Here is a 24,108-nt window from a genome sequence, read left to right as displayed (position 1 = left end):
CCGTTCAACAAAAGCCTCAAAACCGCCCATTTTTTTGTAAAAAACGTGTGGTTACTAGCACAAACCCTGAAACTCGCCGAATGCCATTCGGCACCGGCTTCCCTCCTAACTCCTGCCCGACAACGCGACGCCCAGATACTGGCCGAACGCGCCCTCGGTCAGGCGAAACCACGGCATCTCGCTGTCGCGAAAGCCCATGTAACTGTCGTGCAATGCCTTGAATCTGGGGTCTTTGGCGCTTAAGTCCTTGTAGACCTGTTGCGAGGCCTCGAACGCGGCGTCCATGATGGACCGGGGAAAAGCCCGCACTTGCGCGCCGTTGGCCGTCAGCTGAGCCAGCGCCTGCGGATTGAGCGCGTCATAACGCGCCGTGGCGGCGGTGTGTGCGGCCAGGGCCGCGGACTGCACCACCGATTGATAATGCTTGGGCAACTGGTTCCAGGCCTCGTCGTTGATGTAGAGCGAGAGCTGTTCGCCGCCCGCCCACCAGCCGGGTGCGTAGTAATACTTAGCTACTTTATTCAATCCGAGCTTGGCGTCCTCGTAGGCGCCCGCCCCGGCCACCGCCTGCAGCCCCTCTTTTTCGAAGGCCTGCGCCAAGGCGGCGAGCTCAACTTGCTGGGGCGCCACGCCAAGCCGGGACAGCACGTCCCCCGCCAAGCCGTCTACCCGCATCTTCAGGTCTTTCAGATCGCCTTCGCGCTTGATTTCCTTGATGTACCAGCCGCCCATCTGGGCGCCGGTATTGCCCAGGGGAAAGTTGATGATCTTTTCGGGCTTGAAGAGTTCGCGCGTCAGGCGCAGGCCATCGCCCTCGCTCATCCAGGCGTTCATCTGGCGCGCGTTCAGGCCGAACGGCACTGCCGCGTCGAAGCTGAACGCGGGATTCCTGGCGTGGTAGCTGCGCGAGGACACGTGGCCGCATTCCACCTTCTTGGTGGAGACCGCTTCCATCAGGTCGGCGGCGGCAACGACTTCGCCGTCCGGGAAGTGGCGGATGTTGAACTTGCCCGCGGTGGATTCGGCGACGAACTTGCAGAAGCTCTCGGCCGCGCCGACGCGCAGGTCCAGCGCGCTGGGAAAGCCCGAGGAAAGGCGCCAGCTGATCGAGGGCATGTCCTGGGCGAACGCGGGCGAGCTGACGGCGGCGCCGGCGACGGCGCCCAGACTGGCGCGCTTCAGGAATGAACGTCGTTGCATCACTTTGCTCCTATACAGCAACACCCGGGACTTCGAGCAATACCCGCCGGATATTACACGCAGGCGAACACAGGAACGGCTAGAGGAAATCCCGGAAAGGCAAGGGATTGCAAAGCGGGCAAAACAGGGTCCGGCGGCGCGCGGCGCGCCGCCGGCGGGCGGGATCAGGTGCCGGCGATGGCCATCTGCTCGATGAGGATGGAGCCGGTGGTCTTGGTGCCGCGCGAGATCGTGTCGGCGCCCACCGCGACGATCTGCTGGAACATGTCGGCCAGGTTGCCGGCGATGGTGACTTCCTGAACCGCGTGCTGGATCTGGCCGTTTTCGACCCAATAGCCGAAAGCGCCGCGCGAGTAATCGCCCGTCACGTAGTTGACGCCCTGCCCGATCAGCTCGGTGACGAGAAAGCCCGTGCCCAGCTTCTTGAGCATGGCTTCGAAATCGTCGCCGCGCTGGGTCTGCGTGGAGCTGAAGACCAGGTTGTGCGAACCGCCGGCGTTGCCGGTGGTGGTCATGCCCAGCTTGCGCGCGGTGTAGGACGACAGGAAATAGCCTTCCAGCACGCCGGCCGAGACCACGTTGCGGCGGCGCGTGCGCACGCCTTCGTCGTCGAACGGCGAGCTGCCCATGGCGCCGCGGATGTGCGGATCCTCGACCAGGTTGATGTGCTTGGGAAAGAGCGGCTTGCCCAGCGAATCGACCAGGAAGCTCGCCTTGCGGTACAGCGCCCCGCCGTTGACGGCCTGCGTCAGCGCGCCGACCAGGCCCAGCGCCAGCGGCGCCTCGAACAGGACCGGGAACTTGCCGGTGCGCACGCGGCGGGCCGACAGGCGAGACAGCGTGCGTTCGGCGGCGTAGCGGCCGATGGCCTCGGGCGAGGCAAGCTTGGCCGGATCGCGTTCGGAGGAGTACCAGTAGTCGCGCTGCATGCCGTTGCCGCGACCCGCGATGGGCGCCACGGACAGGCTGTGGCGCGAATACGGGTAGCCGCCCAGAAAGCCGCGCGTGTTGCCCATGACGAACTGGCCTTCGTACGTGCCGACGGTGGCGCCGTCGGTATTGGTGATGCGCGCATCGACCTCGCGGGCGGCGCGCTCGGCGCGCAGCGCCAGTTCGGCCGCTTCCTCGGTGGAAACGGTCCAGGCGCGATGCAGGTCCAGGTCGGGGAATTCGGTGGCCAGCTGGTCGGCGTCGGGCAGGCCGGCGGCCGGGTCGGCGGCGGTGTGGCGAGCGATGTGCCAGGCGGCTTCGACCGTCTGGCGCAGCGCGGCCTCGGAAAAGTCGGACGTCGAGGCCGAACCGCGGCTCTGGCCGGCGTAGACCGTCAGGTCCAGCGCCCGGTCGCGGGTTTGCTCAACAGTTTCGATGTCGTTCTTGCGCACCGAGACGGACAGTCCCAGGCTTTCCGAGACTTCCGCGGCGGCGTCGGAAGCGCCGATCTGGCGCGCGTAGGCCAGAGTTTGCTCGACAAGTTCGGAAAAACGCGCGTGATTCGCCGCCAGCGGCAAGGATGAGGAGGTTTTAACCATTGCAGTCCAATTTGCAGAGACGGTTATCATAGCCAAGTCTGTCATTGCGCAGTTTTCCATGAATTCCCATCCCCAAGAAGATTCCGTCGACGACGGTTACGACGAGAACGGCTACGACCGTCCCAGCAAGTCCCAGGTCAAGCGTGAAATGCACGCCCTGTTGGACCTGGGCAAGCAATTGATCGCGCTGTCGCCCGAACGTCTGAAGCAACTGCCGCTCGAAGAGCGCCTGTACGAAGCGATCCGTATGGCGCAGCGCACCACCGGCCGCGAAGGCCTGCGGCGCCAGGTCCACTTCGTCGGCAAGCTGATGCGCGACGCGCCGGCCGACGTCATTCGCAAGCAGCTCGACGTCTGGGAGAACGGCTCCCGCGAGGAAACGGCCGCCATGCACCGGCTGGAAACGCTACGCGACCGGCTGCTCGATGACGACGACGCGTTCACGCGCCTGCTGAACAACAATCCGCAGGCCGACGTGCAGCAACTGCGCACGCTGATCCGGGCCGCCCGCAAGGAAAAGCTGGCCAACGCCTCGCTGCTGCAGGGCCAGGAGCCGCAAAAGAAACACTACCGCGCGCTGTTCCAGGCCCTCAAGACGCTCACCCTTTAATTGCCTACCGCCCATCCATGACCGCAACCGACCTGCTCGACTGCATCGAGATCGAAACCGCCCCCAATCCCACGCACGCCGTGATCTGGCTGCACGGACTGGGCGCCGACGGCAACGATTTCGCGCCCATCGTGCCGGAGCTGCAGTTGCCCGCCGGACTCGGCGTGCGCTTTGTGTTCCCGAACGCGCCCGTGCAGCGCGTGACGATCAACAACGGCATGGCGATGCGGTCCTGGTACGACATTCTGGTGATGGACCTGGTGCGGGTGGAAGACGGCCGCGGCATCCGCGCCTCGGAAGCGGCCATCCACAAGCTGATCAAGCGCGAAAACGCGCGTGGCATTCCCACGTCCAACATCGTGCTGGCGGGTTTTTCACAGGGCAGCGCCATGACGCTGCACACCGGCCTGCGGCTGCACGAAAAGCTGGCGGGCATGATGGTGTTGTCGGGTTATCTGCCGCTGGTGGACAGCGTCGAGGCCGAGCGTCAGCCCGCCAACGACGCCACGCCCATCTTCATGGCCCACGGCCAGTACGACCCGGTCGTGTCGCTGGCGCGTGCCGAAGCGTCTTTGGCCGAACTCAAGCGGCTGGGTTACGACGTGCGCTGGCACACGTACCCGATGCCGCACTCGGTTTGCGCCGAGGAAGTGGCCGACATTTCGACCTTCCTGAACGAAGTCCTGGTGTGATGCGACACTCAGCCTAGGGACGATGACGGGCGGCGCCGCGCGCGGCCCGTGTCCCAGGCCGATGGGCGCCAATCGCTTCCCCGCCTACGATGGAATGAGCCCGCCTCAGCGGTTCGAAATCTAATTTTGTATACCAACTGGTATTCCAGCCTCGAATTTTCGGGGCAGCGGCGACGCACGTCCATAGAGAAAAACGCCAATCGCAAAAAGCTTGTCGCCCGCTTGTCTTGAATATAGTATTCGATCCAAGCCTCACCGGCCCGGGCGTGCACTGTTCGGGCTTCCCTGTTGTTGCAGTCGATCCATCCCATTGGCCGTGTTGCGCCGATTGTCGGCGTGGCATTCAAGACGCAGGAGAAAGTCCCGTGAAGACCTCGCCCTTGCCCCGCCTGGCAGGCGCGGCGCTGCTCGCGCTGCTTGCCCCTTTGGCCGCTCAGGCCGAAGCCCTGAATCCCCCCGTGAAGGTGCGATACGAAGAGGTGGTGCGATCCATCCTGTACGTGCCCAAGTACGTCGCGCTGTCGCAGGGCTACTTCAAGGACGCCGGCCTGGACGTGTCCATGAAGACGTCGCAAGGCACCGACAAGGGCATGACCGCCCTGTTGTCGGGCAGCGCGGACATCGTGCTGATCGGGCCAGAAGCGTCCATCTATGTGCAGAACAGCGAATCGCCGGTCAAACCGAAGATCTTCGCCGGCCTGACCGCCACCGACGGCTTCTTCCTGCTGGCGCGCAAGCCGATCGACAAGTTCGACTGGTCCATGCTCAAGGGCAAGGAGGTCATCGGCTTTCGCCCCGGATCGAATCCCATCGTGTTCCTGGAAACCGCGCTGCGCAAACATGGCCTGGATCCGCAGAAGGACGTGGAGCTGCTCAACAACATCGGCATCCCCGCGCGCGCCGGCGCCTGGATGGCGGGCCAGGGCGAATACGGCATTTTCCTGGAGCCCGAGGCGGGCGAGCTGGTGCGCAACGGCAAGGGGCACATCGTCGCGTCTGTGGGACATGAAGTGGGCCAGGTGGACTACACGGTGTTCACCGCCACCGATAAATACATCCGCGACAACCCCAAGGTCATCCAGGCCTGGACCGACGTGGTGGCGCGCGCCGAGAAGTATGTGAAGGACACGCCCGCGGCCACGCTGGCCCCGCAGATCATGACCTTCTTTCCCGGCATGGATCAGGCGGCGGTGACTGAGGCGATCGAGCGCTACAAGCAATATCAGATCTGGAAGACCACGCCGCTCGTGACGGCGCAGGCGATGACGCAGCTTCAGGACATGCTGATCGCCAGCGCGGTCATGAAGGACAGCGCACGCGTGAAGTACGAGGACGTGGTGATCGCCGACTTTGCCAAGAAGGCCCAATGATGGGAGCCGCCATCCACAACCTCAAGCCGGCGCCCGCCACGGCCAAGATCGAACTGCGCGACGTCTGTCTGTCGTACTTCACGCCGGAAGGCGAGACCGAAGCGCTGTCCAACGTGTCGTTCAGCCTGGCGCCGGGCGAGTTCGTCAGCCTGATCGGCCAAAGCGGCTGTGGCAAGAGCACCCTGCTGTCGCTGATCGCGGGCCTGATTCCCCCGACCTCGGGCGCGGTGCTGGTCGACGGACAGGCGGTGACCAAGCCGAACGCCCGCATCGGCTACATGCTGCAGCAGGACTACCTGTTCGAGTGGCGCACCATCCTGGACAACGTGATGCTGGGCGCCGAGATTCAGGGGCGGCGCGATGCGCGCAGCGAGGCGCGCGCGGTGCATCTGCTTGAAAAATGCGGGCTGGGCGCGTTCCTGTCGCACACGCCGCGGCAGCTCTCGGGCGGGATGCGCCAGCGCGCGGCGCTGGCGCGCACGCTGGTCACCGAGCCCGACGTGATTCTCTTGGACGAGCCGTTCTCGGCGCTGGACTCGCAGACCCGGCTGGCCATCTCCGACGAGGTCGTGGACATCCTGCGCCGCGAAGGCAAGACCGTGGTGCTGGTGACGCACGACATCGGCGAAGCCATCGCCATGACCGATCGCGTGATCGTGCTGTCGCGCCGGCCCGGGCGGCTCAAGAGCCAGTACCGCATCCATTACGGCGACGGCCAGGTCCGCCCCACCCCGTTCCAGGCGCGCTCGCGGCCGGAATTCAACACCTACTTCAAACAGCTCTGGGACGAGCTGGACGTCCATGTGGAGGGCTGAACCATGAACGCGCCGATTGCCAATACCGTCCCGCTGCGCGCCGTGCCCGGCCCCAGCGAAAAGTACCTGAACTACCTGCGCCGCGACCGCGCGCGCCGCCGAAACATCCGTGTGGCCCAGGCGCTGCTCCTGGTCGTTTTCTTATGCGCATGGGAAATCCTGCCGCGCATGCACATCGTGAATCCGCTGCTCACCAGCTATCCCAGCGCGCTGTGGCCCACCTTCATCGAACTGTGGAACCACGGCAGCCTGGGCAAGCACATCATGACGACGCTGTCGGCCACGCTGGTGGGCTTTGTGCTGAGCATGGTCATCGGGATCGTGGTGGCGGCCGCGCTGTGGTGGTCCGAGTTTCTCTACAAGGTGCTCGACCCCTTCCTGGTGGTGGCAAACGCCATGCCCAAGATCGCGTTCGTGCCCATCTTCTACCTGTGGCTGGGGTCAGACTATGCGGTGTACGGCATGGCGGTCGCCATTGCGGTGTTCGTGACCATCATGGTGGTGTATGCGGGGTTCCGCGGCATCGACCTGAACAAGGTCAAACTTGCCCACACCTTTGGCGCCAGCCGCTGGCAGGTGCTGACCAAGGTCGTGCTGCCGGGCAGCGTGCCGACGCTGATCGCGGCGGTGAAGATGAACATCGGTCTTGCGCTGGTGGGTGTCATCGTGGGCGAATTCCAGTCGGCGGATTCGGGGCTGGGCTTTCTCATCATGAACGGCAGCCAGGTGTTCAAGCTGAACATCGTCATGACCGCCATCGTGATGCTGGCGCTGATCTCCAGCGTCATGTACCTCATCATCTACCGTGTCGAGTCCGCCGTGGCGCGGCGCTACGGCTAAGGAGGCAGCATGCAATTCCCCCAATGGGTGAAGGATCGCGTCGTGGCCCGCCAGGGCTGCCTGCATCCGTATGACGAGCTGCCGGCCGCGCGCACGGCGGTGGTCGTGATCGACATGCAGCAGTATTTCCTGCTGCCCGGCTACCAGGGCGAATGCGCCCCGGCGCGGGAAATCATCGGCCCCATCAACCGCCTTTGCAGTGCGGTGCGCGACGCGGGCGGCGTGGTGGTGTGGGTGCAGACGGCCTCGGACAACGCGGATGTGTTCTGGTCGCATCACCACGGCGTGATGCTGACGCCCGAGCGCAGCGCCCGCCGCCTGGAGACGCTGCGCCGCGACTCGCCCGGCTTTGCGCTGCATCCGGACCTGCATGCGCAGGCCAGCGACCTGCGGGTCGTCAAGCGCTTCTATAGTGCGATGGCCCCGGGCTCGTCGGAGCTGGAGCCGCTGCTGCGCGGCCTGGGCGTGGACACGCTGCTGATCGCCGGCACGGTCACCAACGTGTGCTGCGAATCCACCGCGCGCGACGCGATGATGCGGGACTTCCGGACCATCATGGTGGACGACGCGCTGGCCGCCGTGACGCCGGCCGAGCACGAGAACGCCCTGCACGGGTGGATGCTGTTCTTTGGCGACGTGCTGTCTGTGGACGAGGCGGCCGCGCGGTTGACGCCCGCGCAGCCGTCCCGCAAGACCGCCTGAACCGTTCCTGCGGCGCCGGGCCTCAGGCCAGATTCAGCCAGACCCGGCGCATGGTCGGGTCTTCGGGGTCGGGATCGTTGGTAAAGCCCAGGCTGGTCATCAGCGCCAGCATGGGCCGGTTCGTCGACAGCACCAGGCCGTCGATGTATTCCAGCCCCTGCTCGCGCGCGGCGTCGATCAGCGCCGTCATGAGCTGACGCCCCAACCCGCGCCGCTGCCAGTCGTCGCCGATCACCAGCGCGTATTCCGCGCCCCGGCCATCGGGATTGCGCAGGTAATGCGCAAAGCCCACCAGCACCTCGCGCGGATGGCCGCGATTGGCGGGATTGGGCACCTGCGTTGCCGCCACCAGCGCCAGTTCGCGGTGATAGTCCACCTGGGTGTAGCGCGACACCATGCGCGGCGTGAGTTCGCGCATCATCGACACGAACCGCATGTAGCGCGAGCGCTCCGACAGGCCGCGGATGAATTCCTGCAACGCCTCGCCGTCTTCGGGGCGAATCGGGCGCAGCACCCACGGAATGCCGTCGGCAAAACGGCGCACCTGCACCAGCCGGGCTGGATACGGGTGGATCGCCATGTGCGGATAGCCGGTGGTCTGCGGCGACGCGCAGCCGGGCGTCTCGGTCAGCGTCATGCGCAGGCCGCCCGCGCGCAGGTGGGTTTCGCCTGCGTAGAGCGGATCGATGTCGAGCGTTTCGATATCGGGAAGCTCCGACACCAGCTCGGACACCAGCACCAGCGCCTGCTGCAGCGCCTCGGCGGCCATGTGGCCGACCCGCGGCGCCAGCACGCGGCGCCACAGCCGGCTGCGCTCGATGAGCTGGCGCGCCAGGTAGCCGTTGAGCGGCGGCAGGTCCATGCCGCGATCGGCCAGCGACAGCACCGCGTCCGGCCCGCCCGCGCCAAACCGGATGACGGGGCCGAACTTCGGATCGCGCCGCACCCGGATCGCCATCGGGCGGGATTCCGCTTCGCCGCGCGCCGCATCGGCAGAGAATTCGCTGAGCGGCACGTAGAAGAGCGCCAGCAGTGTGCGGATTTCGGACGTGTTCAGCTCGCGCCGGCATTCGGCGCGCACCCGCGCAAGGATCTCGCGGGCGGCCGTCAGGTCGGGCACGTGGCTCGCGGGTTCGGGCGGCTGCGTCTGCAGCAGCAGCTGCTGGTTGTAGTGGTGCGAGGCCAGCACGCCGAAGGCATCGGCGGCCGATTCAGGCGTACGGAATGCCGACGTGCCAGCATCGTCCAGCATGCGCCGCAGGGGCCGCATGCCCGCATCGCCCATGAAACAGGTCACCACCGGCTTCTTGGCCGACGGGGCAATCTGCGCCAGCTCGCGCGCGACGGCGGGCATGTCGGCCAGGGCGTCGGGCGCCAGCAGCACCAGCACGCCGTCGACGCCGGTGTCGTCCAGGACAACGTCGAGCATGGCGCGAATGCGCTCGGGCGTCATGGGCAGGTAGGTGATGACGGGGTTGGCGATGGCGGCATCCGGCTCCAGCATGTCGGCCAGCGCGCGCTGCGTGGCGGGCGCGAGGTCCGCGCGCAGCACGGCGGCATCCGGGCCGATGAGGTCCATGGCAAGCTGCGGAGGCCCGCTGCCGTTGGAGATCAGTGCAACGCGGCGGCCCTTGGGGCGGCGCGTGTAGCCCAGCACCTTCACGGCCGAGAACAGCTGCACGAAGTAGCGCACGCGCACGGCGCCGGCCCGGCGCAGGGCCGCGTCGAAGATGGCATCGCTGCTGTCGGCATCCGAGCGCCCTGCCTTGAGCACGATGACCGGCTTGATGCTGGCCGCGGCCCGCAACGTGCTCATGAATTCGCGCGCGGGTCCGACGTCTTCAAGATAGAGGACGATGCTGTCCGTGCGCGGATCGCTGGCCAGGTAGTCCAGCAGCTTGGGCAGGCCCACGACGGCCTCGTCGCCCAGCGACACGGCGGTGGAAAAGCCGATGTGCACGTCCTCGGCCCAATCCATGACGGCGGCCATGATCGAGCGCGACTGCGCCACCAGCGCCACGCGGCCGGCGCGGGCCAGCACCGGATGCTGGCTGAAATTCAGGCCCGCGTGCGGCCGCTGCGCGCCGAAAGACCGCGGCCCGAGGAGTTCGCAGTGGTTTTCCTCGGCCCAGGCGCGGCACAGCGCCAGCGTGCCGCGCGGGTACGGGTCGGGCAGTTCGTGGGGCAGCAGGATGACCGCGAGGGGCGACAGCGGCGCCAGCCGGCGCAAGGTTTCCGGCAGCACGGCGGGCGAAACGCAAACCAGGGCCAGATCAGGGCGGTCGCCCGCAGCCAGGCCTTCCAGCCTGTCCGGCAGGGCGGGCGCCGCGCCGGGCTCGACCGCGACGACCGTGGTCTTCGCCTTCAGGGCGGGAGACAGGGAACTTGCCGCGGGTAGCGGCCGGTCGGCCACGATCACCAGCGAGCCGGGTTCGAACATGGGCGCAAGAGCGTGTCTCAACATGGGGAGGTCGGGCCAGGGCCTGTTCACACTAATCTAAAATAGCGTTCATCGTATCAAGACAAGCCCGCTGTCCGCTTGATGAGGACACTGCCCGACGCCGCTTTGTGGCGCCGCAGCCGCTAACACTGCCACCTATGACTTCCAACGCCTCTACTCCCATTCGCACCCGCTTCGCGCCTTCGCCCACCGGTTTCCTGCATTTGGGCGGCGCGCGCACCGCGCTGTTCTCCTGGGCCTTCGCGCGCCATCACAAGGGCACTTTCGTGCTGCGCATCGAGGACACGGACGTCGAGCGGTCCACGCCGGAAGCCGTGCAGGCCATCCTGGACAGCATGGAATGGCTGGGCATGCAGCCGGACGAGGGCCCGTTCTACCAGATGCAGCGCATGGACCGGTACCGCGAAGTCGTGGCCCAGATGCTGGCCGCCGGCACTGCCTACCACTGCTACAGCTCGCCCGAGGAAGTCGAAGCCATGCGCGAGGCCGCCCGGGCCCGCGGCGACAAGCCGCGCTATGACGGCACCTGGCGCCCGGAACCCGGCAAGACGCTGCCCGCCATCCCCGAAGGCCGCAAGCCGGTGGTGCGCTTCAAGAATCCCCAGGACGGCGCGACGTCCTGGAACGACATGGTCAAGGGCACGATCAGCTTCGACAACACCGAGCTCGACGACCTGATCATCGCGCGTCCCGACGGCACGCCCACCTACAACTTCTGCGTCGTGGTCGACGACTGGGACATGGGCATCACGCACGTGCTGCGCGGCGATGACCACGTCAACAACACGCCCCGCCAGATCAACATCCTGCGCGCGCTGGGCGCCACGCTGCCCGAATACGGCCACGTGCCGATGATCCTGGGCCCGGACGGCGAAAAGCTGTCCAAGCGCCACGGCGCGGTCAACGTCATGGAGTACGACAACGAGGGCTACCTGCCCGAGGCCATGATCAACTACCTGGCCCGCCTGGGCTGGAGCCACGGCGACGACGAACTCTTCTCGCGCGACCAGCTGGTGTCCTGGTTCGACACCAAGCACCTGTCCAAGTCCGCGTCGCAGTGGGATCCCAAGAAGCTGAACTGGGTCAACGCCCACTACATCAAGCAGATGGACAACGCCGAACTGGCCGAGCGCGTGGCCACGCGCGTCGCGGCCCGCGGCGGCTACCCCGAAAAAATCGATCTGCCGGGCGTCATGGCTCTCTTGAAGGACCGCGCCGAAACGCTGGAGCAGCTGGCCGACGGCGCCATGCTGTTCTGCGGCGAATTCAAGGGCGCGCCGGCCGACCTGGCCGAGCAGCACCTGACCGCCCCCGCCCGCGAAGCGCTGGCCGATTTCGCGCAGCGCGCTCAGGATGCGGAATGGACGCGCGAAGCGCTGTCCGCGCTCATCAAGGGCGTGCTGGCCGACCGAGGCCTGAAGATGCCGCAACTGGCCATCCCGCTGCGCGTGGCCGTCACCGGCCAGACGCAGACGCCCGCGGTGGATGCGGTGCTGGCGCTGCTGGGCAAGGAAACGGTGCTCAAGCGGCTGTCTGCGATTTAAACCCGGGTGTCTGACACCTGCATAAGAAGGGCCTTTTCCTCCAATGATGAAAAGGCCCTTGTGTTTTCAGTCCAGCGTGACGCCAACGCCGTTCACGCCCGCTGCATCGCGGCCCTCGCCTTCAGCGCCCGGGCAAAGAACGCCCCAAGCAACGGCAGCAGCACGGCCGAACCGCCGAACAGCGCGGCCGCGCCGATCTCGTCCACCACGGCCCCTGCCAGCGCCACGCCCGCCGCCTGCCCCATGAAGAGGCACGAGGCAAACCACGCCACCGCCGTGCCGCGCGCGGACGGCACCATCTGCGTTGCGTTCGTCTGCAGCGTCGCGTGCAGCAGGTAATAGCCGAAGCCCGCCAGCACGCTGGCCGCCAGGCTCCATATCCAGACCGGTCCCAGCCAGTACGACAGAAACGCCACGCCCAGCACCAGCCCGCCCGCGACGGCCAGGCCGCGCTCGCCGAGCCGCTTGAGGATGCGGCCCGCGACAACCGTATAGATCAGTCCGCCCACCGCATACACGGCCACCAGCGCGCCGGCGGCGGTCAGCGAAATATCGAAGCGTTCGTGCAGGTACGAGGGTGCGAAGGCAAGTGCGCCGAATACCAGCAGCCCTTCGATGAACACCGTCGCCAGCACCACGCGCGCCCACGGCGCGCCCAGCACCAGCCTCGCTTGCGCGACGAAGCCCTGGCGCGCCGCGCCCGGATCGACCTGCGCAAAGCCGGCCGCGCGCTGGCGCCGCACTTCCAGATGCAGCAGCACGCCCACGATCAGGTAGCCCACCACCAGCGCCATGAAGGCCCAGCGCCAGCCGACGGTATCGGCAAAGAGCCCGCCCGCAAGCTGGCCGGCCGACATGCCGAGGATGGTGCCGGTCAGAAAGCGCGCCAGCGTCGCCTGCCGGCGTTCATAGGGAACGTTGTCGCCGATCCAGGCCATGGACAGGGGCACGATGCCCGCACCGGCCGCGCCGGACAAGGCGCGGCAAAAGACCAGCATGTCGAGCGATCCGGCCATGACGGCGCCGGCGCTGCCCAGCGCGCACGCCACGGTCGCCACGCTGACGACACGGTACTTGCCATAGCGGTCGCCCACCGGACCGAAGAACATCTGCAGCACGCCATAGGCCACGGCAAAGGCCGTGACGGCGCGCGCGGCCTGGCCGGTGGTGGTGCCGAATTCCGCCGCCAGTTGCGGCAGCATGGGATCACAGATTCGGAAAGCGCTGGCGCTGACGAAGGCGGCCAACGCGAGCAGCGCGATCGCGCGTGCTTCGGAGGACAGGGCGGGCATGGGAAACCGGCTGCGGGGCGAAAGTCGAAGCCCGCACCTTACCGCAGCCCGGCCCGCTTGGGCTGACCGCCGGGCGAAATGTCCGCCCGGCGCAACGGTCAGTAGGCCAGACGGTAGCCCGCGGGCATGCGGCGCGCGGTCAGCAGCATGCCGCCCGACTTCAGTTCGCGCAGCGACAGCTTGGACTGCTCGACCTTCTCGACGCGGTAGCGGTTCAGATAGATCGGATCGGTGGGATCCACCGGCTCGCCCGCCGACTTCGTGGTGCGCATCGTGTAGACGCCGTCCGCCACGCTCCAGCAGCCCGTCTCGCGCAGGGCGGGGCGAGTCTTGCGGCCGATCTTGAGCACGGATTCGTAGGACATGGTGCCGTCGGCGGACAGCACAATCAGCGACTGCATGTCGCCCGCCACATCGCGCGGACGGGTATTGGACAACCAGGTGCCGATCATCGGGTCGCCGGTCTTGGCGGGCGTGCAGGCCACCGGCTTGGGCGGTTCAGCGGGTTGGGCCTCGGTGATGGCGGCTGGCTTCCTGGCGGCGCAACCGGCCAGGATCACGATGGCGCAGGCAATGCCTGCCGTACGCAAAAACACACTGCTCATGACTTCCTCAAGACGTCCGCCGACGCGCCGCGCCGATCACACCGGCCCGTCCCAGGCGCAGCGGACTTCACGCACTCTAAATAGGCGTCAGGGAAGAATCAACGACGATCCGCGCCGTGTGCAAATGCGCAACAGTGCGGGCGTGGACGCGCCCGGAATCCGCGCGGAAACCGCAAAAATGCGTTGGTTTCTAGCGACAGCGGCTCACCCACGACGCGCCTTCGCGCGCAGCATTTCCTCCATGCGCGCGGCGGCCGGAGACAGGCTTCTCCCGGCCAGACGGGCAATGCCCAGCTCGCGTTCGATGCGTGGCCGCGACAAGGGCACAAACGCCAGTCCCGGCGAATCCGGCGGCACGCCCAGGCGGGCCAGCACCGTCACGCCCACGCCGCGCTCCAGCATGGCCAGCAGCGACATCATGTTGGAGACGAACACCTGCCGGTCCAGCATGAACGCCGCTTGCGGATGACCGGCAAGCTGGCGGTGCGCAATGGTGCCCACCAAAGGCAGGTCGGCGATCTCGCGCCACGTCACGGACTTGCGGCCAGCCAGCGGATGGCCGCGATGGCAGACGAGGCCAAAGGCGTCGCGCATCAGCGGTTCGAACGACAGGCGGCGGTCGCGCGACACGGTGCTGCACACGCCCAATTCCACCTCGCCCGCCAGCACCATGCGCTCGACCCCCTCGGAGTTGTCGTCGAACAGGCGCAGCGACACCGCGGGATACTGCGCCCGGTAGGCGGCCACCAGTTCGGGCAGCCAGTGCGTCGCCGCGGACGCGACGGACGCCATCGTCAAGCTGCCGGCGCCATTGTTGGCAAGCCCCGACAATGCGCCGGCGACCCGGTCGTGGTGGTCAACCAGTTCACGCGCCAGCGGCAGGCAGTCTTGCCCGAAGCGCGTCAGCGTGCCGCGGTTGCCGGGCTCGAACAGCGGCTGGCCCAGGCGTTGTTCCATTTCCCGGATCGACAGGGACAACGCAGGTTGGGATCGGAAAGCCCGGACGGCTGCGGCGCGAAAGCTGCCCAGCTCGGCGACCAGCAAAAAATGCCGGTAATGGGAAATGGAGAGATCGGGAAGCGGGCGCATGGAGAGGCGGATTAGTAGAACTTATCAATCCATATGAAAAATAAAGTTTTCTGATCATAGGCCGGCTCTTAAGATGGCCGCAATATGCCTACCGCCAACCTTATCTCTCCCCCCGCCACGGACCCGCTGGACTTTGGCGTGGCCGATCGGCTGCCCGTCCGCGATGCGGGGCATGGCCGCCTGCGCATCGGCGCCGCCTCACAAGACGGCCGGCCCGGCCTGTTGTTTGTGCCGGGCGCCTACCACGGCGCCTGGTGCTACGCGCACTATCTGGATTACTTCGCGGCCGCCGGTCTGGCGTGCGCGGCGCTGGACATGCGCGGCCACGGCGACCTGCCGCAAGACGCCGGATTTCCGAACGTCACCATTGAGGACCTGGGCCAGGACGTCGTCAGCGCACTGGATGCGCTGGATGCGCCGACCGTTGTCGTGGGCCACAGCATGGGCGCGTTGCCGGCGCTGCTGGCCGCCAGCCAGCGGCCCGTGGCCGGCGTCGTGCTGCTGGCGCCCTCGCCGCCAGGCGATCTGCCCGGTGCACATGCCTTGCCTGCCGTGCCCGAGGACGCGCCGCGCGCCGCCCCCGGCGAGGCGGAAATCCGCTCACGTTTTCTGGCGACCACGCCGGACCGGGACGTTCGCGCGGTGGCGCGGCGCCTGTGCGCGGAAAGCCCCCAGGTCCTGAACGACCGATACCTGCTGCGCGTGGCCGTCGGCACGGCATCGATCCGCGCGCCCGGCCTCTGCCTGGAAGCAGGCCTGGACACGCATGACCGGCATCCACCGGGGCAGGACCAAGCCATTGCGCGCCGCTACGGCTTTTCGCATGCCCTGCTTGCCGGACAACCGCACTGCATGATGTACGCAGACCATTGGCAGATCAGCGCCGGCGCCATCCTGGACTGGCATCGCAAGCAATTTGGCTGAGCCCCCGCAAGACAACGACGACCAAAACGATAACGACGCGCCCAGGCGCACTCAGGAGACAGAGACATGACCATTTTCCGCTTGCTGCGTCCGGCGCTCGCCGGCGCCTGCGTGCTGTGGGCCGCGGCCTCGCACGCCGCCGGCTGGCCCGATAAACCCGTGACGATCATCGTGCCCTCTGCGGCGGGCGGCGCGGCCGACCTGACCGCCCGCACCTTCGCCCAGTACTTGGGCGAGAAGACCGGGCAGACAGTGATCGTGGAGGATCGCCCCGGCGCCGGCGGCATCGTGGGCACCAACGCCAGCAAAAGCGCCGCGCCCGACGGCTACACGTTCCTCTTGTCCACGAACTCCACGCATTCGGCCAACCAGTTCCTGTACAAGACGCTGCCGTACGACGCGCAAAAGGATTTCGTGCAGGTCGGCATGCTGGGCACGTTCGGCACGGTGGGCGTCGTCTCGCCGGACAGCCCGTACCGGACCGTGCCCGAATTGGTCGAGTACGCCAAGAAACATCCGGGCGACGTCTTCTTCGGCTATTACAGTTCGTCCTCCCAGGTGCCGTCCGAACTCTTCAAGCAGCGGGCCGGCATCAACATCACCGGGGCGGCGTACAAGAACATCACGCAGATCATCACCGACCTGCGCGGCAAGCAGATCGGCTTCGCGTTCGTGGATTACCTGACCGCCATGGGCCAAATCGACGGCAAGGGCCTCGTCCCCATCGCCGTGACCGGCGCCCGGCAGCATGATGCCTGGCCCAGCGTGCCGACCATGGCCACCTACTATCCCGACTTCGTCGTGGCGGGTTGGCTGGGCCTGTCGGCGCACGCCCGCACGCCGCCGGAGATTGTCGCCAAAATGAACGCCTACCTGCAGGCCGCGGTGCAGGACGACGCGACGGCGCGCAAGCTGCGCGCCTTGGGATTGACGCCGGAAGCGATGGACGTGGCGCGCTTTGACGCGTTCGTGAAGGAAGACACGGCCCGCTGGAAGGAATGGATCCGGATCGCGGGCATCCAGCCCCAATAAACCCTCCCCTCCCGCACGATGGCGTGCCCTTTCTCTATATCTATATAGAGAAGGCGCGCCTTTCTACAGCGGCAGCCGCTGCTCGTGCTTGATTTCACGCAGCGCCACAATGGTGCGCGTCTGCCGGATGCCCGGCATGTTGAACAGGAACCGGTGCAGGAAGCGGTCGTAGGCTTCCGGGCTTTCCACCAGGATCTTCAACAGGAAGTCCGAATCGCCGGTCACGGCATAACACTCCAGGATTTCCGGGGCGTCGCGCACCGACCGCTCGAAGTTCTCGACCGTGTTGGCCGAATGCCGCTCCAGGCTGATCTGCGCAAACATGCAGCCCAGCCCCACCTTGCTGCGGTCGACCTGGGCGCTGTAGCCCTGGATCACCCCGCTCGCCTCCATCGCCTTCACGCGCCGCCATACAGGCGCGGCGGACAGCCCTACCTTCTCGGAAAGCTGCTGCGCAGAGGCCCGGCCGTCTTCCTGCAGCGCCTTGAGGATGCCGATATCGGTCTTGTCCATTCGTTTGTCTCCTGGTTTTCTTGGAATACGAAATGTTCATTGCGAATTATAGGGATAGCACGATCCAAAAACGCAATAAACCTGATCCCTCGCGAACCTATCATGGTGCCAAATACCAGGAGCATTGACTATGGACGGTACCCCCGCCGCCGCACCCGAGCTGGACCTTGATTACCAGCTTGCCGACAACCTGACCCGCGAGTCCGGACGCATCTTCCTGACCGGGACGCAGGCCCTGGTGCGCCTGATGCTCACGCAGCGCCGGGTGGACCGCGAACGCGGCCTGAACACCGCCGGCTTCGTATCGGGGTACCGCGGATCGCCGCTGGGCGGCGTGGACATGGCCATGTGGAAGGCGCAGAAGGCGCTGGACGCCAACCAGATCACCTTCCTGCCGGGCATCAACGAAGACATGGCCGCCACGGCGGTCATGGGCACGCAGCAGGCCGGCGTGCGCGCTGACCGCAATGTCGATGGCGTGTTCGCCATGTGGTACGGCAAGGGTCCCGGCGTGGACCGCGCCGGAGACGCGCTGCATCACGGCAATGCCGCGGGCGCCTCGCGCCACGGCGGCGTGCTGGTAGTGGTGGGCGACGACCACACCGCCGTGTCGTCCTCGATCCCGCACGCCAGCGAAGCGTCGCTGATCGGCTGGCAGATGCCCATCGTGCATCCGACGTCCATCGACGAATACGAGACCTTCGCGCTCTGGGGCTGGGCGCTCTCGCGTTATGCGGGCACGTGGGTCGCCTTCAAGGCCGTGTCCGAAACCATCGAAAGCGGCCATTCGTTCACGCCAGCCGCCATCCAGACCTACGACATGCCCGAGGATCCGGACATGCCGGCCGGGTCGCTGGAGTACTCCGCGCGCGACTTCCTGTCGCTGGCGGTCGAAACGCGCATGAACCAGCGCATGAAGGCCGTCGCCGCCTTCGCGCGCCGGCACAGCATCGACAAGCTGACCTGTCCCGCTCCCAAGGCGACGGTGGGCATCGTCACGGTCGGCAAGGCGCACCTGGACACCATGGAAGCGTTGGCGCGCCTGGGCGTGGACACGGTCACGGCGAATGCGCCCGTGCGGATCTACAAGCCCGGCCTGACCTGGCCGATGGACGAGGGCCGGTTGCTCGACTTCGCGCGCGGCCTGTCGCACATCCTCGTCATCGAGGAAAAAGGCGCGGTGGTCGAAAGCCAGATCAAGGACATGCTGTTCAACCTGCCCGAGCGGCCGACGGTCGTGGGCAAGAAGGGACTGGACGGCGAGCCGATGGTGCCGTCGGCCGGCCAGCTGCGCCCGTCGCTGCTGGCCGCGCCGCTGTCCGGTTGGCTGTCGCGCACCGCAGGGCTACCCGTGAACCGCGACCTGTCGGCCTTCGAATGCCAGGCGCCGCTATCCAACGACGCGGACGGCATGCGCCGCCGCCCTTACTTCTGTTCGGGCTGTCCGCATAGCACGTCGACCAAGGTGCCCGAGGGCAGCCAGGCGCTGTCAGGCGTGGGCTGCCACTACATGGCCGCGTGGATGGACCGCGACACCGGCGGCCTCACGCAGATGGGCGGCGAAGGCGTCGACTGGATCGGCCTGTCCCGCTATACGAAGATGCCGCATATCTTCCAGAACATGGGCGAAGGCACGTATTACCACTCGGGCTATCTGGCCATCCGCCAGGCCGTCGCGGCGCGCGCCAACATCACCTACAAGATCCTGTTCAACGACGCCGTCGCCATGACCGGCGGGCAACCGGTGGACGGTCCGATCTCGGTGCCCCAGATCTGCCAGCAGTTGCGCGGCGAAAACGTGGCGCGCATCGTCGTCACCACCGATGAGCCCGAGAAATACCAGGGCGTGGACCTGGGCCCCGGCATCAAGGTCCACCACCGCCGCGAGCTGGACGCGCTGCAGCGCGAGCTGCGCGAGATCCCCGGCGTGACGGTCCTGATCCATGACCAGACCTGCGCGGCCGAAAAGCGCCGCCGCCGCAAGAAGAACCAGTTCCCGGACCCGGCGCGCCGCATGCTGATCAACAGCGCCGTGTGCGAAGGCTGCGGCGACTGCGGCGTGAAGTCGAACTGCCTGTCGGTCGTTCCGCTGGAAACGCCGTACGGCCGCAAGCGCGCGATCGACCAGTCCAGCTGCAACAAGGATTACTCGTGCGCGGAAGGCTTCTGCCCGAGCTTCGTGTCCGTCATGGGCGGCAAGCCCAGAAAGAGCGCGGCGCCCAAGGCCGACCAGGAACGCCTGCAGGGCATGATTGCCGGCCTGCCGCAGCCCGCCCTTCCTGCCTTGGACCATCCCTATCGTCTGCTGGTCGCCGGCATGGGCGGCACCGGCGTCATCACCATTGGCGCCATCGTGTCGATGGCCGCGCACCTGGAAGGCCTGTCGGCCGCGGTGCTGGACCTGACCGGGCTGGCGCAGAAAGGCGGCACCGTCGTGAGCCACATTCGCCTTGCCCCGGCGGGTTCGGCCGCTGGCCCCGTGCGGCTGGACTGGCAGCAGGCCGACGCGGCCATCCTGTGCGATCCGGTTGCCGCTGTCGCGCCGGATTCGCTGGGCGCCTTGCGCCACGGCCACACTCAGGTCACGGTGAACACGTACGTGGCGCCCGTGTCCGAATTCACCCGCAATCCCGACGCCGCGATGCGCCCCGAGGCGCTGCTGGCCAAGATCCGTCACGCGGCGGGCGACGCGCACACGGCCGCGATCGACGCGCATGAAGCGGCGCTGGCGCTGTTTGGCGACAGCATCCTGTCGAACATGTTCATGCTGGGCTACGCCTGGCAGCGCGGCGGCGTGCCGCTTTCGCAGGCCGCCATCTATCGCGCGATCGAACTGAACGGCGTGGCGGTGGCGGCCAACCGCGCCGCCTTCGATAGCGGCCGGCTCGCCGCGCATCGCCCCGACGCCCTGGAAGGCGCGCTGCGCCCGCGGGCCCAGGTCGTGCAACTGCACATCCCCGAAACCTTCGAGCGCGCCGTGGCGCGCCGTGTCGAAGACCTGACGGCCTATCAGGATGCAGCATACGCGCAGGCGTACCGGAACGTCGTCGACGCCGTCGCGGCCCGCGAGCGGGCCCTGGCGCCCGATGCCAAGACGCCCCGTCTGGCGATGGCCGTGGCACGCGGCCTGTACAAGCTCATGGCGTACAAGGACGAATACGAAGTGGCGCGCCTCTATACCGGCGAGACGTTCAAGGCGCAGCTGGAAGGTCAGTTCGAGGGCGACTACAGCCTGCGCTTTCACATGGCCCCGCCCATCTTCGCCCGCAAGGATCCGCGCACCGGCGTGCCGCGCAAGATGACGCTGGGTCCGCGCACGATGTCGGCACTGAAATTGCTTACGCGCCTCAAGGGCCTGCGCGGCACCTGGTTCGATCCCTTCGGCCATACCGCCGAGCGCAAGATGGAACGGGCGCTGGTCACGGAGTACCGCCAGACCATTGATCAACTGCTTGCAGGGCTGACTGCGGACAACCTCGCGCAAGCGGCTACAATCGCCGCCCTGGCTGAAAACATTCGCGGCTTTGGCCACGTAAAGGCCGCCAATGTCGAGAAGTACCGGACCGATCTGGCCCGGCTCATGCAGAGCTATACAGCACCGGCCCCGCACGCCAGCGCCTTGCGGAAAACCGCATAAACAGCCGGTCTGAGTGGTCACTGACCTGGGCGCGCCTTGCGGGGCGCGCCTAGTGCATTTGGTTACAATCTTTTGTGGGATTCGTCTTATCTTCTTCTTGTCCCTGTAAACCTCGATCACTAGAATTAGTGGCCAACGAGGGGTGCTACACTACATCTTGTGGTCGCCTAAGCGCTGATTCCCGCCGGCCACGCCTTACGGACTAGCCTGTCCGGACGTTGCGACCCCCATTACAAGATCCAATTTTGACCAGACATGACGTCGTCATGTCTTCATCTACGCGCTTTTTCGCACAGGAGCTTCCATGCAGACTACGATCGCCTCTGTGACCCGGCCTTCGGCCGTGCCGCCCTCCCAAACCGACTCCCCCGCCGACGCCAACACCGGCAAATGGGCCAGCTACAACATCATCCGCCGCAATGGCTCGGTGGTTGGCTTTGAGCCCAGCAAGATCGCCATCGCCATGACCAAGGCCTTCCTGGCCGTCAATGGCGGACAAGGCGCCGCGTCCGCGCGTGTGCGCGAACTGGTCGAAACGCTGACCGGCCAGGCCGTCAACGCCCTGGTTCGCAACCGCCCCAACGGCGGCACCTTCCATATTGAAGACATCCAGGACCAGGTCGAACTGGCGCTGATGCGCTCGGGCGAGCATGACGTCGCGCGCGCCTATGTGCTGTACCGCGAAAAGCGCACGCAGGAACGCGCCGCCGCCGCTGCCGCCGAAGGCCAGCAGAAGGCTGACGCCGCGCCGCAGGAACACGTGCTGAACGTCACCGATGCCGGCGTGCGCCGCCCGCTGGACGTGGCCGAACTGCGCGCCACCATCGTCGCCGCCGGCGAAGGCCTGTCCGAGTTCATCGACGCCGAAGCCATCCTGAAGGAAACGGTCAAGAACCTGTACGACGGCATCCCCGTCGACGAAGTGTTCAAGTCCGCCATCCTGTCCGCGCGCGCGCTGGTCGAAAAGGATCCGGCCTACAGCCAGGTCACCGCCCGTCTGCTGCTGCACACGATCCGCAAGGAAGTGCTGGGCGAGGAAGTCTCGCAAGACGGCATGGCCACGCGCTACGCTGAATACTTCCCCACGTTCATCGCCCGCGGCATCGAAGGCGGCCTGCTGTCGCCCGAACTGGCCAGCTATGACCTGACCAAGCTGGGCAAGGCACTGAACGCCAAGCGCGATCTGCAATTCGGCTACCTCGGCCTGCAGACCCTGTACGACCGCTACTTCCTGCACATCCGCGGCACCCGCATCGAACTGCCGCAGGTCTTCTTCATGCGCGTGGCCATGGGCCTGGCGCTGCGCGAGACCGACCGCGAAACGCGCGCCATCGAGTTCTACGAGATCCTGTCCTCGTTCGACTTCATGAGCTCCACGCCCACGCTGTTCAACTCGGGCACGCTGCACTCGCAACTGTCGTCGTGCTACCTGACCACGGTCTCGGACGACCTGGAAGGCATCTACGATGCCATCAAGGAAAACGCGCTGCTGGCCAAGTACGCCGGCGGCCTGGGCAACGACTGGACCCCGGTCCGCGCGCTGCGCAGCCACATCAAGGGCACCAACGGCGAAAGCCAGGGCGTCGTTCCGTTCCTGAAGGTCGTGAACGACACGGCCGTCGCCGTGAACCAGGGCGGCAAGCGCAAGGGTGCGGTCTGCACGTACCTCGAAACGTGGCACCTGGACATCGAAGAATTCCTGGAACTGCGCAAGAACACCGGCGACGAGCGCCGCCGCACGCACGACATGAACACGGCGAACTGGATTCCCGACCTGTTCATGAAGCGCGTCATGGAAGGCGGTGAATGGACGCTGTTCTCGCCGTCCGACTGCCCCGACCTGCACGACAAGTATGGCCGCGCGTTCGAAGAAGCCTACGTGGGCTACGAAGCGCGCGTCGCCAGCGGCGAACTGAAGCTCTTCAAGAAGATGCCGGCGCTGACGCTGTGGCGCAAGATGCTGTCGATGCTGTTCGAAACCGGCCACCCGTGGATCACGTTCAAGGATCCGTGCAACATCCGTTCGCCGCAGCAGCACGTGGGCGTCGTCCACAGCTCGAACCTGTGCACCGAGATCACGCTGAACACCAACGAATCCGAAATCGCAGTTTGCAATCTGGGTTCCGTGAACCTGGTCGCACACATGAAGCCGGCTGCCGGCGGCGGTTTCGAACTGGACCACGACAAGATCAAGCGCACCGTCAGCATCGCGATGCGCATGCTCGACAACGTGATCGACATCAACTACTACGCCGTCGACAAGGCCCGCAATTCCAACGCGCGCCATCGTCCGGTGGGCATGGGCATCATGGGCTTCCAGGATTGCCTGCAGATGATGCGCGTGCCGTACGCATCGCAAGCCGCTGTTGAATTCGCGGATCGTTCGATGGAAGCGGTGTGCTATCACGCCTACTTCGCGTCGAGCCTGCTCGCCGAAGAACGTGGCCGCTATCAATCGTATGAAGGTTCGCTGTGGTCGCGTGGCATCTTGCCGCAAGACACGTTGAAGATGCTGCGTGATGAACGTGGTGGTCACGTTGACGTTGATGAATCGAGCACGCTCGATTGGGATACGTTGCGTACGCGCATCAAAGAACACGGCATGCGCAACTCCAATTGCATCGCAATCGCCCCAACCGCCACTATTTCCAATATCATTGGCGTATCTGCGTGCATCGAACCCACTTTCCAGAACTTGTACGTCAAATCGAATCTCTCCGGCGAGTTCACGGTCGTTAACGATTACCTCGTGCGTGACCTGAAGAAACTCGGTCTCTGGGACGAAGTCATGGTCGCCGACCTCAAGTACTTCGACGGCAGCCTGTCCCGCATCGATCGCGTACCTTCCGAACTCCGCGAACTCTACGCCACCGCGTTCGAAGTCGAACCGCGCTGGCTGGTTGAATGCGCGTCGCGCCGCCAGAAGTGGATCGATCAAGCCCAGTCGTTGAACATCTACATGGCTGGCGCATCGGGCAAGAAACTGGACGACACCTACAAGCTGGCATGGACGCGTGGCCTGAAGACCACGTACTACCTGCGCACCCTTGGCGCCACCAGCGCCGAGAAGTCCACGGGACGCGGCGGCGAACTGAACGCCGTCAGCGCGGGCAATCCGTCCACCGCCAACGCCGTTGCCGCAGCACCTGTTTTGCCGGAACCCGAAGTTCTCGGGGCGGTTTGCACCATGCGGCCGGGCGACCCCGGCTTCGAAGAGTGCGAAGCCTGCCAATAACCGCCTCCGGAGAATGAA

At 66.2% G+C, this 24,108-nt stretch carries 18 protein-coding genes; 11 read left to right on the top strand and 7 right to left on the bottom strand.

Annotated elements, in window-relative coordinates; translation table 11 throughout:
* Positions 1-105 precede the first annotated feature (105 nt).
* Positions 106-1,200, bottom strand: coding sequence for a TRAP transporter substrate-binding protein (locus tag HV786_RS19680; RefSeq protein ID WP_128829907.1), 1,095 nt, complete (start codon positions 1,198-1,200; stop codon positions 106-108).
* 164 nt (positions 1,201-1,364) lie between these two features.
* On the bottom strand, positions 1,365-2,729 hold the full coding sequence (gene pmbA, locus HV786_RS19675) for a metalloprotease PmbA (RefSeq protein WP_128829906.1): 1,365 nt from the start codon (positions 2,727-2,729) through the stop codon (positions 1,365-1,367).
* Positions 2,730-2,787: 58 nt separating this feature from the next.
* Here pmbA and yjgA point away from each other — a divergent pair, with 58 nt between their 5' ends.
* From yjgA to HV786_RS19645, 6 genes are all read left to right on the top strand, one after another.
* Positions 2,788-3,339, top strand: a complete 552-nt coding sequence (gene yjgA / locus HV786_RS19670) for a ribosome biogenesis factor YjgA (protein ID WP_056327830.1) — start codon at positions 2,788-2,790, stop codon at positions 3,337-3,339.
* Positions 3,340-3,356: 17 nt separating this feature from the next.
* Positions 3,357-4,031 carry an alpha/beta hydrolase gene (locus HV786_RS19665; protein ID WP_128829905.1) on the top strand — a complete coding sequence of 225 codons (675 nt, stop codon included), beginning with the start codon at positions 3,357-3,359 and terminating at the stop codon, positions 4,029-4,031.
* Positions 4,032-4,396: 365 nt separating this feature from the next.
* Positions 4,397-5,401: an ABC transporter substrate-binding protein gene (locus HV786_RS19660; RefSeq protein ID WP_128829904.1), complete on the top strand. Its 1,005-nt coding sequence runs from the start codon at positions 4,397-4,399 to the stop codon at positions 5,399-5,401.
* Complete coding sequence (locus tag HV786_RS19655) at positions 5,401-6,216, top strand: ABC transporter ATP-binding protein (protein ID WP_056327928.1); 816 nt, start codon at positions 5,401-5,403, stop codon at positions 6,214-6,216. Before HV786_RS19660 ends, HV786_RS19655 begins: the two co-directional genes overlap by 1 nt.
* A gap of 3 nt (positions 6,217-6,219) precedes the next feature.
* Positions 6,220-7,056, top strand: a complete 837-nt coding sequence (locus HV786_RS19650; RefSeq protein ID WP_056327827.1) for an ABC transporter permease — start codon at positions 6,220-6,222, stop codon at positions 7,054-7,056.
* Between the two features lie 9 nt (positions 7,057-7,065).
* Positions 7,066-7,758 (top strand): cysteine hydrolase family protein, encoded by a 693-nt coding sequence (locus tag HV786_RS19645; protein ID WP_128829903.1) that lies wholly within the window; start codon positions 7,066-7,068, stop codon positions 7,756-7,758.
* 22 nt (positions 7,759-7,780) lie between these two features.
* Here HV786_RS19645 and HV786_RS19640 read toward each other — a convergent pair whose 3' ends face one another.
* Positions 7,781-10,222, bottom strand: coding sequence for a bifunctional acetate--CoA ligase family protein/GNAT family N-acetyltransferase (locus HV786_RS19640; protein WP_175211618.1), 2,442 nt, complete (start codon positions 10,220-10,222; stop codon positions 7,781-7,783).
* A gap of 134 nt (positions 10,223-10,356) precedes the next feature.
* On the opposite strand from HV786_RS19640, the gene gltX reads away from it, so the two are divergent.
* A complete protein-coding gene (gene gltX, locus HV786_RS19635) occupies positions 10,357-11,763 on the top strand; it encodes a glutamate--tRNA ligase (protein ID WP_128829902.1) in 1,407 nt (468 codons plus the stop codon).
* Between the two features lie 92 nt (positions 11,764-11,855).
* Here gltX and HV786_RS19630 read toward each other — a convergent pair whose 3' ends face one another.
* From HV786_RS19630 to HV786_RS19620, 3 genes are all read right to left on the bottom strand, one after another.
* Positions 11,856-13,055, bottom strand: a complete 1,200-nt coding sequence (locus tag HV786_RS19630; protein ID WP_128829901.1) for an MFS transporter — start codon at positions 13,053-13,055, stop codon at positions 11,856-11,858.
* A 98-nt stretch (positions 13,056-13,153) separates the two neighbouring features.
* Entirely contained in the window at positions 13,154-13,660 is a 507-nt protein-coding gene (locus HV786_RS19625) for a hypothetical protein (protein ID WP_128829900.1), read from the bottom strand.
* A 204-nt stretch (positions 13,661-13,864) separates the two neighbouring features.
* Positions 13,865-14,749: a LysR family transcriptional regulator gene (locus HV786_RS19620; protein ID WP_128829899.1), complete on the bottom strand. Its 885-nt coding sequence runs from the start codon at positions 14,747-14,749 to the stop codon at positions 13,865-13,867.
* An 84-nt stretch (positions 14,750-14,833) separates the two neighbouring features.
* On the opposite strand from HV786_RS19620, the gene HV786_RS19615 reads away from it, so the two are divergent.
* Complete coding sequence (locus HV786_RS19615; RefSeq protein WP_175211616.1) at positions 14,834-15,673, top strand: alpha/beta hydrolase; 840 nt, start codon at positions 14,834-14,836, stop codon at positions 15,671-15,673.
* A gap of 66 nt (positions 15,674-15,739) precedes the next feature.
* Positions 15,740-16,705, top strand: coding sequence for a Bug family tripartite tricarboxylate transporter substrate binding protein (locus tag HV786_RS19610; RefSeq protein WP_128829898.1), 966 nt, complete (start codon positions 15,740-15,742; stop codon positions 16,703-16,705).
* A gap of 63 nt (positions 16,706-16,768) precedes the next feature.
* Here the strand turns inward: HV786_RS19610 and HV786_RS19605 are convergent, their stop codons facing one another.
* Positions 16,769-17,218, bottom strand: coding sequence for an Lrp/AsnC family transcriptional regulator (locus HV786_RS19605; RefSeq protein ID WP_008159001.1), 450 nt, complete (start codon positions 17,216-17,218; stop codon positions 16,769-16,771).
* 130 nt (positions 17,219-17,348) lie between these two features.
* Between HV786_RS19605 and HV786_RS19600 the strand changes: the two genes are divergently transcribed.
* Positions 17,349-20,855 (top strand): indolepyruvate ferredoxin oxidoreductase family protein, encoded by a 3,507-nt coding sequence (locus tag HV786_RS19600; RefSeq protein ID WP_175211614.1) that lies wholly within the window; start codon positions 17,349-17,351, stop codon positions 20,853-20,855.
* Between the two features lie 304 nt (positions 20,856-21,159).
* The gene (locus HV786_RS19595) at positions 21,160-24,090 is read left to right on the top strand and encodes a ribonucleoside-diphosphate reductase subunit alpha (protein ID WP_128829897.1); all 2,931 of its coding nucleotides are present in this window, start codon (positions 21,160-21,162) and stop codon (positions 24,088-24,090) included.
* Positions 24,091-24,108 lie beyond the last annotated feature (18 nt).

Source organism: Achromobacter mucicolens (assembly GCF_902859725.1).
GTDB classification, from domain to species: Bacteria; Pseudomonadota; Gammaproteobacteria; order Burkholderiales; family Burkholderiaceae_B; genus Achromobacter; species Achromobacter mucicolens.
This window is presented reverse-complemented; position numbering and strand designations above follow the sequence as displayed.

Coding starts and splice junctions, on each gene's coding strand:
- HV786_RS19680 (WP_128829907.1), bottom strand. CDS start 1,200: ATGCAACGACGTTCATTCCTGAAGCGCGCCAGTCTGGGCGCCGTCGCC.
- pmbA (WP_128829906.1), bottom strand. CDS start 2,729: ATGGTTAAAACCTCCTCATCCTTGCCGCTGGCGGCGAATCACGCGCGT.
- yjgA (WP_056327830.1), top strand. CDS start 2,788: ATGAATTCCCATCCCCAAGAAGATTCCGTCGACGACGGTTACGACGAG.
- HV786_RS19665 (WP_128829905.1), top strand. CDS start 3,357: ATGACCGCAACCGACCTGCTCGACTGCATCGAGATCGAAACCGCCCCC.
- HV786_RS19655 (WP_056327928.1), top strand. CDS start 5,401: ATGGGAGCCGCCATCCACAACCTCAAGCCGGCGCCCGCCACGGCCAAG.
- HV786_RS19650 (WP_056327827.1), top strand. CDS start 6,220: ATGAACGCGCCGATTGCCAATACCGTCCCGCTGCGCGCCGTGCCCGGC.
- HV786_RS19645 (WP_128829903.1), top strand. CDS start 7,066: ATGCAATTCCCCCAATGGGTGAAGGATCGCGTCGTGGCCCGCCAGGGC.
- HV786_RS19640 (WP_175211618.1), bottom strand. CDS start 10,222: ATGTTGAGACACGCTCTTGCGCCCATGTTCGAACCCGGCTCGCTGGTG.
- gltX (WP_128829902.1), top strand. CDS start 10,357: ATGACTTCCAACGCCTCTACTCCCATTCGCACCCGCTTCGCGCCTTCG.
- HV786_RS19630 (WP_128829901.1), bottom strand. CDS start 13,055: ATGCCCGCCCTGTCCTCCGAAGCACGCGCGATCGCGCTGCTCGCGTTG.
- HV786_RS19625 (WP_128829900.1), bottom strand. CDS start 13,660: ATGAGCAGTGTGTTTTTGCGTACGGCAGGCATTGCCTGCGCCATCGTG.
- HV786_RS19620 (WP_128829899.1), bottom strand. CDS start 14,749: ATGCGCCCGCTTCCCGATCTCTCCATTTCCCATTACCGGCATTTTTTG.
- HV786_RS19615 (WP_175211616.1), top strand. CDS start 14,834: ATGCCTACCGCCAACCTTATCTCTCCCCCCGCCACGGACCCGCTGGAC.
- HV786_RS19610 (WP_128829898.1), top strand. CDS start 15,740: ATGACCATTTTCCGCTTGCTGCGTCCGGCGCTCGCCGGCGCCTGCGTG.
- HV786_RS19605 (WP_008159001.1), bottom strand. CDS start 17,218: ATGGACAAGACCGATATCGGCATCCTCAAGGCGCTGCAGGAAGACGGC.
- HV786_RS19600 (WP_175211614.1), top strand. CDS start 17,349: ATGGACGGTACCCCCGCCGCCGCACCCGAGCTGGACCTTGATTACCAG.
- HV786_RS19595 (WP_128829897.1), top strand. CDS start 21,160: ATGCAGACTACGATCGCCTCTGTGACCCGGCCTTCGGCCGTGCCGCCC.